Genomic DNA, 15857 nt, shown 5'->3' with positions numbered 1-15857 from the left:
AGTGCTCGGTTATATGCGGGCCAATTGGTTGTGCGGTAGATTTTGTGTGTAGGCTTCTTCATTTGAAAATTATATCGCTGAAAAACCCTTTACAGATAGGTTTGTGCAACAAAGCCATTGTAAAAAATGAAAAAGCGTTTCGAAAGTGAGTAAATTTATATTGATGCTTAAATGTCATCGGATTTAAATATCCGAAGTGTATGGTTCAGCCATCTTTAGATGGGTTGATGCCATGCTCGGTTCTCTTGAAAAATTCCAATTAAAAACAATCAGCGTGGTATGTATAAGTTTCAGCGCTTTATTGCTTACCGCTTGTCAAACTACTACGATAACGCGAAATCAACAAGCCAATACAGAGCAACAGCTCCAACAAGAAAAAGTCCAACAACCGAAACGTGTGATCTTTTTTTTGGGTGATGGTATGGGCATCACCACGCTTACCGCTTCACGTATTTATGTTGTTGGTGAAGATGGTCAGTTGGCGATTGATCGGCTGCCTGAGTCTGCTTTTGTTCGTACCTTTTCTGAAGATGCGCAAGTCACGGACAGCGCACCTTCGATGGGTGCGTACATGACCGGTGTGAAGATGAAAAACGAGGTGATCTCGATGCAGACAGGGACAATTGCGGTTGAACCTGACTCAGTAGGGAATAACCAGTGCGCTAGTAACCCACAAAACAAAAATAAGCAAAACACACAGACTTTACTTGAGTTAGCCAAAGCAAAGGGCTGGGGGACAGGGGTTGTGACCACAACGCGGATCACGCATGCCACACCAGCATCGACTTATGCGCATATATGCCACCGTGATGCTGAAAATGACATTGCATCACAGTTGGTCCCGAGCTCAAAAGGCGATGATTATCAACGCTATAACCTCAAACTCAAAGATGGAGTCGATGTGGTTTTAGGTGGAGGTAAGCGTCAATTTTTGCCTAAAGATGCAGGTGGAGAACGTACTGATGGGCGCAATCTAATTACCGAGATGCAAAAGGCAGGCTACCGCGTGGTTTTTGATGAAAACCAACTCTCTCAAGTGCAACTGGTGAAAAATGAAAAATTACTGGGTTTATTTAATCACAGTCATTTAAATTATGACTTGGATCGCACCAAGAAAAACTTGGCAGAGCCGAGTCTCAAGCAAATGACGCTGTCTGCTTTAGACATCCTGACGCAAAATAAAAAAGGTTTTTTCCTGATGGTGGAGGGCGGGCGTATAGATCATGCGCTGCATGACACCAATGCCAAACGTGCTTTACAAGACACGATTGCCTTAAATGATGCTTTAGAAGCAACCATTCAAAAGCTTAAACAAAGTGATCCTGAACTTAAAAATACACTGATTGTAATCACAGCCGACCATGATCACACCTTGGTTTTAAATGGTTATGCCAAGCGTACAGGAAAATACGTCGAAGGTAAGGAAACCAGTGTGCTTGGATTGGTAAAAAACTATGATCAAGCGGGCTTTGCTCAAGATATTCATGGTCAACCTTATCCGATTATCGGTTTTGGTACGGGCAAAAAACGCCCCACTCAAAACCGTATGGATGACTTGGTACTGAACTTAAAAGACACTGATGTCTGTCATCCTGTACAAGGGCCAAAGGCACCACAAGGTGAAAAATATAGTTTCACCTATCCTTTGGCTGAAACGGGTTGGTGTACGGGCACTGCTGCGGATGATTTCCAACAAGAAGCTGTGATTCAAACGGGCTATAAAGATAAAGAAACGCATGGCGGTGCAGATGTGTTTTTAGGTGCGATTGGTCAGGGAGCCGATCAGTTCTCAGGTAGCCTTGAAAATATTGAGGTCAATCACCTCATTCGTAAGATCACAGGCTTATAGCAGAGGGATATCACATGAAACATACTTTAAAAACCATCCCATACATGATGCTTCTGCTTACAGCGTCGATTTCTTCAAGTGCTTTGTATGCTGCGGACACCACAGTTACACCGACGAAAAGCGTTATATTCTTTTTAGGCGATGGCATGGGACCAACCACAGTGACGGCAAGTCGTATTTATGCTGTGGGGGAAAATGGCAAACTGGCCATGGACAGCATGAAGCACGCAGCAAGGATTAAAACCTATTCTGAGGATGGTCAAACCACAGATAGCGCTCCCTCTATGGGCGCCTATATGACTGGGCAGAAAAATAAAAATGAAGTGATTGCCATGACAACAGGAACGGTTGCGGTCGAACCTGAAGAAGGAAAATTGCCGAATGGCAAAAGCTTAGCGAAAGCCATCAACCGTTGTCCAGAACAGGGCAGTAGTATGGTCGCAGGGATGCCTGCGTTAAGTATTTTAGAACTGGCAAAAAAGCAGGGTAAAGCGGTTGGCGTAGTGACGACGACCGAACTCACCCATGCCACACCTGCGGCAACCTATGCACATATCTGTCACCGTGATGCGCAATACGATATCGCGCTTCAAGCTGTTCCAAAAGGTAAAGCTTATAATCCAAACTTATTGGATGGCATTAATGTCCTTATGGGAGGCGGCTTAAATCATTGGACGCCTTATGATGCAGTCTCTAACCCCAAAGGGCGCTTGGATGGTCGTGATTTATTGGCAGAGTTTAAACAGCAGGGTTATCAAACCGTTTTAAGCCAAAGGGATTTGGCACAGACGGTCAATACTCAGAAAATTTTCGGTGTATTCTCCACACAGTCGCATTTAAATTTTGATTTGGACCGACTCAAGAAGAATATAGAGAATGAACCGAGTCTGGCGGCGATGACTAGTAAAGCGATTTATGCACTGCAAGCACAGAGTCATGGACAAGGCTATTTCTTGATGGTTGAGGGTGGGCGTATTGACCATGCGCTACATGCCAATAATGCCAAACGGGCATTGCAGGAAACCAAGGCATTTAATGATGCAATTCAAACTGCACTGGATAAAGTGGATTTGAGCAATACCTTGATTGTAGTGACGGCAGACCATGACCATGTGATGACCTTTAATGGTTATGCCGCACGAACGGGTCAAACGACGGAAACTAATCCAGGTATTTTGGGGCTGAGCTATGACTATAATATTGCAAAAGAGCAAAATGCTTACAGCAAAGTGCTGGCTGATGGCCAAGTACATAATCCATACCGCGATGTAAATGGGGCAACAGGAACGACGCTTGTTTTTGGAAATGGTACGGGTAAACGTTTAGATATTCGTGACAGTATTAGCAACGAGCAAGCCTTTGCTGACGACTATAAACAAGAAGTCGGGGTACAACTGACGAAAAGCGAAACACATGGCGGCGGAGATGTGATGCTGTTTGCTGAAGGAAAGAATTCAAATCTATTCAAAGGCACACAAGAAAATACATGGGTATTTGAGCAATTGAAAAAGGCGTTTGGATTCTAATGGATACAAGATTTATACGGCCGTTCAAATTCAAAATGAAATTCTTAGCATTGTCTTTCAGTTTGCTCAGTCCATGGGTATGGTCGGCCGATGAATATCGTATTGATTATCAGATTGAACGGTTGGATGCCAATGGGGTCACGACAATTCAAAAATACAGTGAGAAAATAATTCGAGATGAGCAAAATATTTGGATTGAACGTTTAAACACACAAACGCATGCTGACGAAGCCCAGACACATAGCAACGCTCATATGTCTGCCAAAACAGACACCCATGAGCATGTGAGTTTTGACAGTGCAATTCAGTGGATGCAGCGCAAAGATGTAGTCGGGCAAGCAAACGTAGAAAGTCCGTTTCAGCGTTTTTATATTTTGCCAGATGAAAAAATGCGGGTGCAATTGCAGGATGTCGATCAAGAAATGCTAGGGATGAAAAACTGTTGGCGCTGTGAATATAGTTTGATTCATCCTGACATTTTAAAGCGAGCACAATTGATTCAACGTGATCCGAAGTTAGCGCATTATCAAATACGCAGTGCTGGGCAAACGTTGAATATTATATGGAGTGAACAGGATCAACTGGTTCAAAAATATGAATTGCTCAAACCCACCTCAGGCTATGCCAAAACCTTTACCGTGCGCAAAATTGGCCAACATGTTGCTACACCTTGGACACAAACAGAAAAATACAGCGAACGTGACTATGCGGACTTTAGTGATTAGCCGATGAGTTTTTGACTTTTAATTTCGACGTTACAATAGAAATACCCGTGATTTTTTGGGAAAAATAAGCGCTTAGGACTGTGCCGCTTGTACGGTTAAACCACTCCACCGCTTAAACGCACGTCGAAAATTAGTGGCATCGTTAATTTGTAAATACTGAGAAATCTGTTCAGTTTTAAAACCATGTACACGATATAAAATGATGGCAGTATGCAAACGACTTTGATCGAGTTGCGCCTGAAAATGGGTCTGATGCTTTTTTAGTTTACGTTTTAAGGTGGCAGAACTCATTTGAAAATAGTCAGCGGTTTGTTCGAGTTGAATATTATTTTGAATATTCTGCATTAAATATTGGTGCAAACTGAGCAAAAAACTCTGTTGAATATTTTGAGCTGTCATTTCTTTCAGCGCATATTGATAACTGATTGCAGCTAAGGTCGAAGAGGCATTGGGAAGTTTTTCATAAATCAAATCGCGAGGTAGGCTCATCATGTTGATCGGGCGATTAAACTCTAAAGCACTGCCTAAATGTGTCCAATATTGTTCAATATAATCCGGTTCAGAAAAATTAAACTCGAATTTCCACGCTAATTTGGCTTGGTACAGTTGACGGCTAAACGCTTGTATTGCACTCATTGCACTTTCGATTAAAAAGCGATTTTCAAGCTTGTTTTCATCTAACCAATAAATATGAATATGGCTTTGACTGTACATGAGTCGAGGGCATAACCAAGGTGAAACGGACGCGGAAAATGTTAAATAACGGCTAAGTGCCTCATCGAAGGTCGATGCATAAAGCATGGATTTAATGGCGTCATTAAAGGGGGTGGTTAGGCTGCGTTGACCAAATAAAAAACTGATGTCCTGATTGCGAAAACACTGTTCAGCATTTTTTAAAACCTGTTGTAACTGTTGTTGACTAATTAGTTTTTGCCCCGAAAAGATATCTTCTAAGAAAATACTGCTGCCACTGAGCAGGACGTGATGTTCGACTTCATGACTCGCTGCCAAATCAATTAAAATAGACAATTGATGATGCGCAGGAATGTAGCTGTAGTCGCATTCAAAGCTCATATCATGACTCGCTTCGGTGAGTAGTACTGCTTCACTTTGAGCAATTGCTGATTTAAGGCACTCAAGAGTTGTTGGGCAGTTTGGTATTGTCCGACAGCGCAGCAGGTCGTGAGTGCTTTTAGAGGAATGTGCACGGACAGATCACGTTGATAATAAGCACTGACCATAAGCATGCGTTCAAGTTGAGCAGCCATTTTTTCAGCCTGTTGTAGCTTAGCCTCTGGTAACAACATAATAAAACGATCTCCTGCGAAGCGGCAGAGCAGGTCTTGTGGTCGTAAGTTTAAGCTAATCAATTGTGAAACATGCTGTAAAATAGATGTGCCTTCATCAAAGCCATGTGTTTGATTAATCTGATTAAAATTATGCATATCTAACAATATGACGGACATGTCGCTGGGTTCATGCAAGTTTTGCTCGATTGCGGCTTTGAGCTGTGTTTTAAAATAATGAGCATCGGCCAAAGGGGTGAGTGCATCGAATAAGCGATGATCCCGATAAATACGTTCTCGTTTTTGCATGTGTTTAGAAATTGCCTGTTCTTCTTGATGCCAAAAATAAATCCCGATGGTAAATAGATACAGTCCAATTGGAAAAGGAATGGACTCAAGCCATGCATCCCACATGATTTCTTTAGGCAGGCGAATAAACTCATCTAAGCTGTCCATCCACATGTGGAAAAAAATAAAACACAGTCCATAAAAGATATAGTTGGTTACACGGCCCAAAGGACGGCTTTTAATAATAAAGAAAATCCAAATACCAATAAAAACAGTTGCTCCCCCTTCACCTAAAATATCGACCCAGTTCCATTCAGCAAATGACTTGCTCTGCCCAAGTAAGATAAACAACCAAAGGGATAAGCTACAGGCAGTCGCTACACATAATAAAGGCCAGCGGTAGTAAGCAAAGTATTTAGGCATAGCATTTTTTGAAATGATTTATTTTCGCCCAAGCTAAACAGATTTAGATGACAGTTTGATGGCAATGGCTAGGGTCAAAATAGATCAGGGTATTTTTGATTTTTGAGAGTAAAAATGCTGAAAAACCCTATCTTTGAGGTGAATATGCATCATTCTGTATGCTCAGTATTTTCTCTATACAGATCAAATTAGCTCATTTTTTGCTGAAAAAGGACAAAAACAAATAAAAAGGACAGATCGTAAAAGGCACTGTCACATCATGTTCACATTCAATTTCTATTGTGCGTTCAAACCATGCCACTTTGGCTTGAGGGGAAGAACATAATGCAAAATAATCAGAGCCGTTTCATGAAACATAAGCGTGCGGGTTTTCAGCTCAGCACACTGGTCCTGTCAATGCTGAGCATGACGCATCTACATGCCGAAGATAACACGGTGGAATATGTACAGGTCATTGGTCAAGCTGCAAGTATGGATAAAGCACTCAAAGAACAAAAACGTGCCGACCAAATCAGCAGTGTGGTACATGCCGATGGCATTGGACAATTACCCGATGACAATGCCGCAGAAGCGTTGCAACGGATACCAGGTGTATCTACAGAGCGTGACCAAGGCGAAGGACGTTTTGTTTCCGTTCGTGGTTTAGGCGCTGACTTAAATGCAGTAACCATCAATGGTACTTTGGTTCCCGCGCCTGAAAGCGATCGCCGTGGCGTAGCATTGGATGTCTTACCTTCAGAGCTAGTACAGTCATTGGCTGTGGTGAAAACGCTGACACCAGACATGGATGCCAACTCATTAGGTGGTACGGTGCAGGTTGAAAGTTTATCGGCTTTTGACCATGACGGTTTGTTTTATACGGGAACGATTGAAGGTGGTTATGATGAAAAACGGGAAAAATATAGCCCTAAAGCATCTGGTGCTATCAGTAATCGTTTCAGTGTTGGTGAGGGGCAAGACAACCTTGGGGTGGCACTGGCACTGAGTTATCAAAACCGAAAATTTGGCTCGGACAATGTTGAAACGGGTGGGGCTTGGGATGGTGACGCACTTGAAGAAACCGCAATGCGTCAATATGACATCGAACGTGAGCGCATTGGTGCGGGTTTAAACTTTGATTACCGTCCGAATGACACAGGCGAATACTATTTAAGAACTTTATATAGTCGCTTTAAAGATACTGAATCGCGTCAAGAAGTTTCAATTGAATTTACCGATCCGCAAACTGCAGGGCAAAGTGGAGATGCCGAAGTCACTCGCTCATTAAAAAGCCGTGTTGAAACACAAGAAATTCAGTCCTTTGTTTTAGGGGGCAAGCAAGGTTTTGGCACGTGGACGGTGGAAGGTCAGCTCGGTTATAGCGAAGCATCGGAGGAAAATCCAGGGGGAATTTCGGGGGCAAAATACCAAGGTGATTTTAGTAATGTTGGATTTAATAGTACGCAAAAACCTGTAATTACGGCAGACCAAGATTTTTATGATGCGGCCAACTATGAGTTAGATTCGGTGTCGTGGGAAAAATCTAAAACCACCGATAAAGAATACAACGGTAAATTAGACTTTTTGAAAGACTATATGCTGGGGAATTATGCTGCTGCATTGAAGTTCGGCGGAAAAATCAGTCAACGTGAAAAAACCAACAATACCGATGAATGGAAATATGAAGATCTCAGTACGTCAAGTTCAGATTTCAATTCAAACAGCCATTATGAACTGGGTCAGTTTGGTCCAACCATTAATAAAAACGCTATTAAAGATAAAATCAGTGGATTAAATCCAAATGATTATGTGGTTGCTGACGGTTCAATCATTAATGACTTTAAGTCGAATGAAGACATACAAGCGGCTTATGTCATGAATACCGTTGATTTGGATCAACTGCGTGTGATTGCAGGTTTACGTTATGAAAATACCAACTTTGAAGCACGTGGTTTTGAGTTCAACGATGATGTGATCACTGCGACTAAATATAAAAATGACTATGATCATTGGTTGCCAAGCCTACATTTACGTTATCAATTGGCCGATAACGCTTACCTCCGTGCCGCTTGGACCAATAGTGTGGTACGTCCAAACTTTGCGCAAAGTGCACCAAGTGTTTATATCGATGGCGATGAAGCTGAGTTTGGTAACCCAATGTTAAAGCCTTTAGAGTCTTCTAACTTTGATTTGGGTGTAGAAAAGTATTTTGGCAAAGCCAGTATGGTGGGTTTCTACGCATTTTATAAAGATATCGATAACTTTATTTATAACACCAATATTGCAGGAACAGGGCAATGGGCTGACTTTGATGAGGCGATTACCTATAAAAATGGTAATGAAGCAAAACTGTACGGGATGGAGTTTGCCTACTCACAAAAGTTTGACCATCTAGGAGCACCATGGAACGGGTTCTTGTTGGGTTTAAATACCACCTTTAGTAAGTCAGAGGCGGATATTGATTCGATGAAAGATGGCGAACTTCTGAGCCGTCGTATTCATTTACCAAACCAGTCGGATGTGGTCGGTAATGCCATGATTGGTTGGGAAAATGAACGCTTTGGTGTACGACTTTCAGCAAATTATAAATCGAACTATTTGTATGCATTAGGTGATATCGACACGCCAGAAAAAGACATTTATACCGATGACCAAATCTTCCTTGATTTCAGTAGTCATGTGAATTTATCTAAAAACTTACAATTGACGTTTGATGTGCAAAACATCACCGATGAAACTTATTACAACTATGCAGGCTCTAAGGCTTATAACGCTCAATATGAAGAATATGGCCCAGCATACAAACTTGCACTGACCTACACCCATTTTTAAATTTCACTAAATAAACGCTCAGGTTTTCTTTGTTGAGAAGAAAACCTCGAGATATGTTTGCCCAAATTTGAGTAATTTTATGAATTTTTCAAGCTTTAAATTGTCTGTTTTAACAAGTTGCATAGTGTTACTGACAGCGTGTAGTCAGCATGGTGTTTCTCCATCTCCTGTAAGCTCACAACCATTAACGGTGGATCAGCCAACAGCAGAAAAGCTCCAATTACGCGAAGTTGATACAAATGAAGCTAAAACTGAAGATGTGCAATGGTTGAACTTAAGTACATGGCCAGAAGTGACTGCTCTATTGAGCAGTAAGAATAAAGGTCTTCAGTTTTTAGATGATGAACAAAATGTATTGCATCACATTCAAGGGCAGTTTGGACGTTTTGATTACCGGATTGGTTCGGAGCGTTTATTGATTGCTGCATCGAATTTGCAACAACAGCAAATTCAACTGATGAGCATGAACTTAAAAAATAAAGTATGGGACAAACCCAGCTTTATTCCAAAGCGTTCATTTAAGTCAGAAGATGTTTGTCTATATACCGATGCTCAAGGCTTGAGTTTTGCCTTTTTAGTCGGTGAAGAAGGGATAGGTGAGCAGTGGCTTGTGGCGAATCGTGAAAAAGCATTGGCCCTGCCGCAGTTGGTACGTCGTTTAAGTTTTCCACCAGCAAGTACTGTTTGCAAGGTGAATGATACTAGTGCAGAACTCTTAATCAATGAAGAAAATGTCGGTGTTTGGGCATATCCAGCTCATTCCGAAGCAGGTATGGTGCGCCAAGCAGTCGATTTGGTAAAACCGTTTGGCTCGATTCAAGGGACACCATCCGCAATTAGCATTGTGGATGATCACATTGCGGTGCTTGATGAAGAAAAACCACTGCTTTATCGCTATCAAAAACAAGACAAGCATTGGAACATCCTAGAACCATTACAGCTGAGTGGTTTAAAGGAGGCGGAAAGTCTGAGTATTCGCGGAAATTTAACCGATAAATCTCTACTGATTTTAGATGATAAAACGGTGAAATCAGCCGATGTTGAATGGGAAACTCAGACCCAGACCAAAGCTCAAAGTATCATCACTATCCCTGCAGAAGTGCAGACGGAGGGTGTGCCAAGTACAGGTGATGCGGCTGATGATCCTGCCATTTGGCACAATGCCACACAGCCGAGTCAATCCCGTATTTTAGCGACAGATAAACAAGGTGGTCTACAGGTTAACGACTTACAGGGCAAAACTGTGCAGTACTTGCCAGTAGGGCGATTGAATAATGTCGATGTACGCCACGGTTTTAAATGGGGCAATCAGACAGTCGATTTGGCGGTGGCATCGAACCGAGATCATAACAGCCTGCATCTCTTTGCGATTCAACCCAAAACGGGCAAGGTTTCTGTGCTCGGCGAGTTAGCAACTACATTGGATGATATTTATGGCATTTGTATGTACCGCGATGCTCAAGGGGAAATCTATGCCATTCCTAACGATAAAAACGGGACTTTCGTTCAATACCATATTACGGCTGCACAGCAAAAATTACGGACTGAAGAAGTACAACGTTTTTCAGTTCAAACCCTACCTGAAGGCTGTGTCGTAGACGATGCCACAGGGCGTATTTTCTTGGGTGAAGAAGATGTCGCGGTGTGGGTAAAAGATCTCAACCCAAAATCTCAGCTTCCTATGCAGCAGGTGATTGGCGTAGGAGAGGTGATGCATGATGACATTGAGGGAATGGGACTTTATCACGGCAAAAACCAAAGTTATTTGGTGGTTTCAAGCCAAGGCAATGACAGCTTTGTGGTGCTTGATGCCGCAGCACCTTATAAGGTTCGTGGCGCATTTCGTGTAGGCATCAATATCGACAAAGGCATTGACGCTGTGTCTGAAACAGATGGACTGGATGTGAGCTCCCTAAATTTTGATGGCAAATGGAAGCAAGGCATGTTGGTGGTGCAAGATGGACGTAAACGTATGCCTGAAACCAATCAGAACTTTAAATACGTGCCGTGGGAAAAAATCGCCCAAGCGCTGCATTTGGACTAAATAGCGCTTTAGTACATAGGCTGGGGCAAAGAGTCACAGCCCATTTTAAAAATATACATGTACTGCATTTTGGCAGCAATCAAAGAAATTGGAGTGTGTTATGCAAGCAACTATGGACCAAATGTCGATTTGGATGTTAATCAGCCATGCCAGTGTGTTGGTCAAAGCTGTGATGTTAATTTTAGTTTTATCCTCAGTCGTAAGTTGGTATTTAATCGTGCGTCACGGTATGTTACTTCGTGGACAAGAGCAGCTTTGGAACCGCTTTTTAAAGAATTTTAGACAGCAAAAAGATCTCAATCTTTTACAGCAAGACTACCAACAGCCTGAACAACAAAAAGGCGTTGTCAGCATTTTTCAACATGGGGTTGATGAATACCATCAATTGATCAAAGATGAGCAACTTACTACAAGTGATGTAATTGATGGGGTAGAACGTCGTTTACTCAGCAGCATTAGTGAAGAAGAAGAAAAGCTTCAGCAAAATCTCACCTTTCTTGCAACAGTCGGTTCAGTTAGTCCTTATATAGGCTTATTTGGAACGGTCTGGGGCATTATGAATGCGTTTATTGGACTGTCTGCCGTTGAACAGGCAACCCTCAATACAGTTGCACCAGGGATTGCAGAAGCGCTGATTGCAACAGCTATTGGTTTATTTGCCGCTATTCCTGCGGTCGTGGCGTATAACCGCTTTTCGGCACGTGCTGACAAGCTTTCCAGTCGTTATTACGGTTTTGCCAATGAGTTGCAAACGCGTATTTATCGTTTGTTGGGGCACACTGAGCGCACTTCGCGTTAAGGAGCAACAGCCATGATTAAGCGTCCTCAAAAATTAAAACCCAATGCTGAAATGAATGTGGTTCCTTATATTGATGTCATGTTGGTGTTGTTGGTAATTTTTATGGTGACTGCACCAATGTTGACGCAAGGCATTCAAATTGATTTGCCTAAAGTGGATGCCAATGTCATGCCCGCGTCACAACAGCAGCGTATTGTAACCTTATCTATTCAAGCCAATGGCCAGTATTACTGGAATATTGGATCAGAAGTGAATACCGAGAAAGTTACGGATCAGGCCATTGATTTAGCCACTATGCAACAAAAACTGGTTCCGATTATTCAAAAAGATAAAAGCCTACAGTTTTATGTACGTGCCGATCAGGATGCTGATTATCAACTGGTTGCACAGGCTATAGCATCCTTACAAAAAAGTGGGGTAACGAACTTGGGGCTAGTGACAGAGGAGCCACAATCATAATGGCAACCGTTTCCAAAATTAGGTTTCGTGATCAAGGTCTAGCATTTTCGGTCACGGCTGGATTGCATATTGCGCTAATTGCATGGTTATGTACGGTTGAGATGCATGAAACATTGGCGGAACCCAAGCCGAAAACCATTCAATTACAATTTGTGAAAATACCACCTCCAGCCAAACAACAACCAGAACCTAAAAAGCCTGAGCCGATAGTCGAAGAAAAACCCTTACATGCGCCTGTCAAGAAACAGGTTGAGAAACCTACTGAAGTCCAACCGAAAACCACCAAGAAGTTTGTAGAGTCACAGAGCAACAAAATTGTACCTACAGCGTCTAAACCGACACAGCAAGTCGTGACGGAAAAGCAAACGGCAGTAGCGGAATCTCAGAAAACAGTAGATACGCAGTCTCAAGCGGATATACCAACTCAGACGAAGACCCAGAAATCAGTAGAACCTAAAGCACAAACTCATCCTGAATCATTTGATGTTAAAAATTATCAACCTGTTACAAAAATAGCACCAGCTTATCCTGAACAAGCTTTGGATCGTAAGCTGGAGGGGGATTGTACGGTGGTGTATAGCGTGAACGAAAAAGGACGGGTAGAAAATCCAAAGGCACAAGGCGACTGTCATCCGATGTTTGTACGACCTTCGATTCAGGCTGCTCTCACTTTTAAATATCAGCCGAGATTAGTCGATGGCAAACCGACCAGTGTGTCAAATGTTAAAAATACCTTCCAATATCGTATTGAAAGTTAATTTTATGTACTAACTCAAACCAGAGCTGGCAGTCCATTCTTTCATATGTCTGTCTAGTTAAATTTGAACTAAATTCTTTTTAGCCTAAATCTTCTTTCTATCAAGAAACGTTTCAAATAGTGTCAGTCTACAGCACATTTTTCCTTGAAACGTTTTATGGAAACGTTCACAACCTACATATATTTAAGGGTTACTGCTTTTGTTTTTATGTGATTAATATTCTTAATGGCTAAATATAGGTCTTCATCATGTTGTTCTACTTGACTGAAAAACTTCGTGTCGATATCTATCAGAAGTCGGAGTATAGGTACGTTTTACGATTGATAGAACCGGTTTATTCAACTTAATGTCATCTCGTGCCATTTTAGCTTCCAAGCATTTAGTTGCTTCTTAAATAAAGTTCTTAAGATCATGTCGAGGTGATATGAAGTGAACAACACTTTTTGAATCAACTACACCATTCTTGCAAAATTCATTACTGATACGATGTTGACCTACTGGATTACAAAATCGTTGATGACCTTTGATGAGTAGTGAGGAATATTTTTTGGGTTATAAGCGTCATCTAAACTCGGGATTAATTCATCTATTTTCTTTGCTTGTATGAAATTAGGTTTCAATGGCTCTTTTTGAGTAACAGGTCCAATATCTTGATCGAAATAATAAATGTTTAGCATTTGTATGTGCTTGTTCTAGGGTGGTACACACCATGGTTACCAATAGTTTTCCTTTTATTTTGGCCATTCGGCATGAGTGTTTCAATAAAGTAGATTTTAGATTGGGTAACAACAACACCAAAGCCAATGGTTAGAGAGTCACGATAAAAAACTTTTTCCCTGATATCTCTAGAGGGAGACTATCAATAAATGGTTTTATTAGCTTATGTCTTTGCCCCATTGCACTTTTTAACTGATTGAAACAATGCATAGCAATATAGCACAATAATTTTAGAGCCTACCGTAATGCCTACTTTTGATGATTTATGCGGATTGAAGTGAACAGAGCGAGGGAGGAGTTCAGTTATAAGCTTATTGTTATTAAAATAAATAAAGTACTCCGAAGATGCCGCTGCATGTGTCGTTACCCTGAACCCGATGAGTTCAAGGTGGACGCGACGTATACTTGCTGGGTTTCCCACATGAAAGTGGGCATACACTCTAAATATACAGAACACATCCATAAGTTTAAGTATCGGCAGGGGAATAGACCCGCTGGCGAACACCTCAGAGTTGCCTTAAGTATAACGAATCTCACGCTGATGGCAACTCATACACCGCTACGAACTGTAAACAACTGGAGTAAGTGTTGATACTTTATTCAATTAAGTCGAGTTTAAACAAGTTCCGCAACGTCATCGATAATATTTGCCAGTAATCGTTCTGCGTGCGCATACTCTTGTAGTGTTTTATTCATCGACAACACTTCTTGCATTAACTCTAGTGCCACCATAATGATAATTTTACTGGGTTCTACCCGTGGCGCTTTACGACGAAACTCATCATATTTATCATTTAAAAGCAGAGCTGCACGTTCAAGGTCGGCTTTTTCTTTTTCCGTTGTGACTAAACGAAAGCTATGACCTAAGACACGTAATTCAACGGTAATTGGTTCGCTCATGATTAAACTTCCTCGCCAGCTTCAGTAGGGTGGGCAAGTTGTTGAATTTCTTGCGCGTGATGATCTTGCTCTGTACCTAAAACAGCCAAACGTTGGATGATGGCTTCGACTTTAGCTTTGGCATGCTCATTTTTTTGTAACAATCTTTCACGTTCTTGCTGAAGTGCTTGGATTTCTTGCTGAGCTAGACGCTGATCATTGTTCATTTTTTCTTTAATTGCACGTAATTCATTACGTTCAGCCAAGATTTCCTGAAAGCGATTTTTTAAATCCGTACAACTTTTTTCCAAACGACTATACCGATCGGCCAAAGCAGTCGCATCAGTGTTCAAGTGTTGATATTGGGTCTGAGCGTTGCTTAATTGCTCAGTTAAATCGTCAATTTGTTCTTGCTTCTGGGTAATTAAGCCATTTTTTTGCACAACTTGAGAACGGTGCTGTTCTTCAGCATCCAGTTTAGCTGCATTTAAAGTGCTATTTTCACTTTCAAAATGAGCAAGTCGCGTTTTTAAAACGCCAATATGCGCCTGTAGACGCTGTAATTCTTCTAACATATCGTGGTCGCACAGTGTTGCAAACAAAGGTAATATATAAGAAGTATAGAGATTGGATAAACGAATGCAAGACGATATTTCAGGTTGGTCAGAATGGCAGCCAAATTTTTCTAAAATTGAAGAGATTTCTAGCCCAAGTGAGTTACATGGTTTACTCACAGGTATCATTTGTGTAACTCAGGCACCGAGCCGTGAAGAGTGGCAACACATCCTCACGACTTTGGAAATTCCTGAGTTAAGCGAAGAAGCTTTGGCTTTGTTAGCCGATGAAGCAGAAGATGTCGCACATGCACTTTCTGACGATGAGTTGGACTATTTACCGTTACTTCCCGATGACACCCATACGCTGGCAGACCGTGTACAAGCTTTGGCGGATTGGTGCGCAGGCGTAGTGCTGGGCTTTGGTTTGGCGTCGGGTCATATTCGCCCAGATGAAATGGAACTGATCGAACATTTACAAGATGTGGCGGCAGTTGAGTTTGAAGAAACCGATGATGATGAAGAGGGTGAAGAGAGCTATCAAGAGTTATACGAGTTCGTACGTTTAATTCCTGTGAGCTTATCTGTAGGCCGCAAAAAGATTGCAGTTGAGGAAAGTTCTCTGCTTAAACACTTTCATAACAAGCAACAAATTGATCGTTCTGTAACAGAAGCGAACAATGTTGTAGAAATGTTTACGCCGCATCGCCCAAGCTGATTGGCATAAGACTTGCTGCGC

The 15857-nt window shown here is 41.8% G+C and carries 13 protein-coding genes and 1 other RNA gene; 9 read left to right on the top strand and 5 right to left on the bottom strand.

Going from position 1 to position 15857, the window contains the following annotated elements:
- The first annotated feature begins 232 nt into the window (after positions 1–232).
- Genes ACF8FD_RS11655 through ACF8FD_RS11645 form a run of 3 tightly spaced genes read left to right on the top strand, consistent with a single transcriptional unit; the run spans position 233 to position 4100 of the window.
- Entirely contained in the window at positions 233–1849 is a 1617-nt protein-coding gene (locus tag ACF8FD_RS11655) for an alkaline phosphatase (RefSeq protein ID WP_279678777.1), read from the top strand.
- Between the two features lie 14 nt (positions 1850–1863).
- Positions 1864–3375, top strand: a complete 1512-nt coding sequence (locus tag ACF8FD_RS11650) for an alkaline phosphatase (protein WP_279678776.1) — start codon at positions 1864–1866, stop codon at positions 3373–3375.
- A gap of 35 nt (positions 3376–3410) precedes the next feature.
- On the top strand, positions 3411–4100 hold the full coding sequence (locus ACF8FD_RS11645) for a hypothetical protein (RefSeq protein ID WP_227545364.1): 690 nt from the start codon (positions 3411–3413) through the stop codon (positions 4098–4100).
- Positions 4101–4172: 72 nt separating this feature from the next.
- On the opposite strand, the gene ACF8FD_RS11640 is transcribed toward ACF8FD_RS11645, so the two are convergent.
- Both ACF8FD_RS11640 and ACF8FD_RS11635 read right to left on the bottom strand, forming a co-directional pair.
- Positions 4173–5174 (bottom strand): AraC family transcriptional regulator ligand-binding domain-containing protein, encoded by a 1002-nt coding sequence (locus ACF8FD_RS11640; RefSeq protein WP_279678775.1) that lies wholly within the window; start codon positions 5172–5174, stop codon positions 4173–4175.
- Positions 5171–6097 (bottom strand): diguanylate cyclase domain-containing protein, encoded by a 927-nt coding sequence (locus ACF8FD_RS11635; RefSeq protein ID WP_234303839.1) that lies wholly within the window; start codon positions 6095–6097, stop codon positions 5171–5173. The genes ACF8FD_RS11640 and ACF8FD_RS11635 overlap by 4 nt, the downstream gene beginning before the upstream one ends.
- Before the next feature lie 324 nt (positions 6098–6421).
- Between ACF8FD_RS11635 and ACF8FD_RS11630 the strand changes: the two genes are divergently transcribed.
- The 5 genes from ACF8FD_RS11630 to ACF8FD_RS11610 all read left to right on the top strand — a co-directional run bounded on the left by ACF8FD_RS11630 (position 6422) and on the right by ACF8FD_RS11610 (position 12968).
- Positions 6422–8908 carry a TonB-dependent receptor gene (locus ACF8FD_RS11630; protein WP_234303838.1) on the top strand — a complete coding sequence of 829 codons (2487 nt, stop codon included), beginning with the start codon at positions 6422–6424 and terminating at the stop codon, positions 8906–8908.
- 124 nt (positions 8909–9032) lie between these two features.
- Positions 9033–10952, top strand: coding sequence for a phytase (locus tag ACF8FD_RS11625; RefSeq protein ID WP_227509196.1), 1920 nt, complete (start codon positions 9033–9035; stop codon positions 10950–10952).
- Between the two features lie 100 nt (positions 10953–11052).
- Complete coding sequence (gene tolQ, locus ACF8FD_RS11620) at positions 11053–11751, top strand: protein TolQ (RefSeq protein ID WP_058869261.1); 699 nt, start codon at positions 11053–11055, stop codon at positions 11749–11751.
- 12 nt (positions 11752–11763) lie between these two features.
- Positions 11764–12210 carry a protein TolR gene (gene tolR / locus ACF8FD_RS11615; RefSeq protein WP_086208627.1) on the top strand — a complete coding sequence of 149 codons (447 nt, stop codon included), beginning with the start codon at positions 11764–11766 and terminating at the stop codon, positions 12208–12210.
- Positions 12210–12968, top strand: a complete 759-nt coding sequence (locus tag ACF8FD_RS11610) for an energy transducer TonB (RefSeq protein WP_234303837.1) — start codon at positions 12210–12212, stop codon at positions 12966–12968. Before tolR ends, ACF8FD_RS11610 begins: the two co-directional genes overlap by 1 nt.
- A 1049-nt stretch (positions 12969–14017) precedes the next feature.
- On the opposite strand, the gene ssrS is transcribed toward ACF8FD_RS11610, so the two are convergent.
- The 3 genes from ssrS to ACF8FD_RS11595 all read right to left on the bottom strand — a co-directional run bounded on the left by ssrS (position 14018) and on the right by ACF8FD_RS11595 (position 15139).
- Positions 14018–14201: non-coding RNA, 6S RNA (gene ssrS, locus ACF8FD_RS11605), on the bottom strand.
- A 99-nt stretch (positions 14202–14300) separates the two neighbouring features.
- Positions 14301–14585, bottom strand: coding sequence for a cell division protein ZapA (locus tag ACF8FD_RS11600; RefSeq protein WP_004694243.1), 285 nt, complete (start codon positions 14583–14585; stop codon positions 14301–14303).
- 2 nt (positions 14586–14587) lie between these two features.
- The gene (locus ACF8FD_RS11595) at positions 14588–15139 is read right to left on the bottom strand and encodes a hypothetical protein (protein WP_234303836.1); all 552 of its coding nucleotides are present in this window, start codon (positions 15137–15139) and stop codon (positions 14588–14590) included.
- Between the two features lie 64 nt (positions 15140–15203).
- Between ACF8FD_RS11595 and ACF8FD_RS11590 the strand changes: the two genes are divergently transcribed.
- A complete protein-coding gene (locus ACF8FD_RS11590) occupies positions 15204–15836 on the top strand; it encodes a UPF0149 family protein (protein WP_004980864.1) in 633 nt (210 codons plus the stop codon).
- Positions 15837–15857: the final 21 nt, after the last annotated feature.

Origin of the sequence: Acinetobacter sp. TYF_19 (genome assembly GCF_043105125.1) — a bacterium.
GTDB lineage: Bacteria > Pseudomonadota > Gammaproteobacteria > Pseudomonadales > Moraxellaceae > Acinetobacter > Acinetobacter johnsonii.
The sequence above is the reverse complement of the archived record's forward strand: the minus strand, read 5'-3'. Positions and strand labels throughout refer to the sequence as shown.

Excerpts from the sequence above, each read along its gene's own strand:
- ACF8FD_RS11595 (WP_234303836.1), bottom strand. The coding sequence starts at position 15,139 with ATGTTAGAAGAATTACAGCGTCTACAGGCGCATATTGGCGTTTTAAAA.
- ACF8FD_RS11645 (WP_227545364.1), top strand. The coding sequence starts at position 3,411 with ATGAAATTCTTAGCATTGTCTTTCAGTTTGCTCAGTCCATGGGTATGG.
- ACF8FD_RS11590 (WP_004980864.1), top strand. The coding sequence starts at position 15,204 with ATGCAAGACGATATTTCAGGTTGGTCAGAATGGCAGCCAAATTTTTCT.
- ACF8FD_RS11650 (WP_279678776.1), top strand. The coding sequence starts at position 1,864 with ATGAAACATACTTTAAAAACCATCCCATACATGATGCTTCTGCTTACA.
- ACF8FD_RS11655 (WP_279678777.1), top strand. The coding sequence starts at position 233 with ATGCTCGGTTCTCTTGAAAAATTCCAATTAAAAACAATCAGCGTGGTA.
- ACF8FD_RS11610 (WP_234303837.1), top strand. The coding sequence starts at position 12,210 with ATGGCAACCGTTTCCAAAATTAGGTTTCGTGATCAAGGTCTAGCATTT.
- ACF8FD_RS11635 (WP_234303839.1), bottom strand. The coding sequence starts at position 6,097 with ATGCCTAAATACTTTGCTTACTACCGCTGGCCTTTATTATGTGTAGCG.
- tolR (WP_086208627.1), top strand. The coding sequence starts at position 11,764 with ATGATTAAGCGTCCTCAAAAATTAAAACCCAATGCTGAAATGAATGTG.
- ACF8FD_RS11600 (WP_004694243.1), bottom strand. The coding sequence starts at position 14,585 with ATGAGCGAACCAATTACCGTTGAATTACGTGTCTTAGGTCATAGCTTT.
- ACF8FD_RS11630 (WP_234303838.1), top strand. The coding sequence starts at position 6,422 with ATGCAAAATAATCAGAGCCGTTTCATGAAACATAAGCGTGCGGGTTTT.
- ACF8FD_RS11640 (WP_279678775.1), bottom strand. The coding sequence starts at position 5,174 with ATGAGCTTTGAATGCGACTACAGCTACATTCCTGCGCATCATCAATTG.
- tolQ (WP_058869261.1), top strand. The coding sequence starts at position 11,053 with ATGCAAGCAACTATGGACCAAATGTCGATTTGGATGTTAATCAGCCAT.